Below are 937 nucleotides of genomic sequence, written 5' to 3'. Positions count from 1 at the left end.
GTGTTTTTCGTGAGCAGCGATTGTTTATCGCAGCTAAGCCATAGCCGAGTGATTTGAGGTGTTTATTTTTGCTAGCGGTCAAGCCATGACATTGCGTCGCAATCACATTAAGGTGCCGCCCCTTCGTCGCAAGCACCGCCTCTGCACCTTGTTCTCCCAACAGCTGGTGAATTACCTTTCTACAACCTTCCTGAATTTCTTTGCCGCTGGGTTTCGCCGAATACGTTTGCTCAATATAGGCTTCGCTTAAATTTCGATATGCTGTTTCAGGATTTTGGTGAGCGTAAGTTGCCATGCGCCAGGCACCTGCAGACGTACCTAGTAGCTCCAAGTCCGACTCGCTGGCCTTAAAAAATTGCTGCAAGAAACAATCGATACCATGTAATACCAACCATTTCGGCCCACTTGAAGCACCTAATAACACTTTGATATCGAACGGACTTAAGCCCTGAGCACGCACATGTTGTAAAGCCTGTTCACCTGCATAAACACGCAAAGGCTGGCTGATTGTTTTATCCTTTTTAAACCTTTATTCTTCTGGTTTACGAGCTTGTAGTTACGGGAATGAGATGAGCGAGAGCATAGCGTGATATGTCAGCTAAATCTTCCTTACGAACCACAATGCCATCATGAGATATTTTAATCAAGCCATGTAAAGTAGACCACATCACCTGTGCTAGTCGAAGTGGGTCATCATCTGCTTTTAACAAACCTTGTTGATGAAACTGCTCGGGCAGCTGCGCATAGGCACGAAAGCAATCCTTGGCTGTTCGCTGCAAACGGGGCGAAGGGTTATCGCGCCATAGCTCTCTACCGAACATTAACTCATATTGGGTGTCGTTCTCCATCGCAAAAGATAAATAGCACTGAATCGTTAGCTCCAGACGCTCCTGCATACTTAAGTCGGTTCTTGAAATTGCAGAGGAAAGCTGTTCGG

The 937-nt window shown here is 46.2% G+C and carries 1 protein-coding gene and 1 pseudogene; both read right to left on the bottom strand.

Going from position 1 to position 937, the window contains the following annotated elements; genetic code table 11:
- A pseudogene (locus A3729_RS18200) lies at positions 1–496 on the bottom strand (patatin-like phospholipase family protein); the annotation flags it as partial.
- 46 nt (positions 497–542) lie between these two features.
- Positions 543–937 (bottom strand): TetR-like C-terminal domain-containing protein (locus A3729_RS18195; RefSeq protein WP_197475905.1); only part of this gene is annotated, 395 nt, incomplete at its 5' end.

It is taken from the genome of Oleiphilus sp. HI0043 (assembly GCF_001634935.1).
This window is presented reverse-complemented; position numbering and strand designations above follow the sequence as displayed.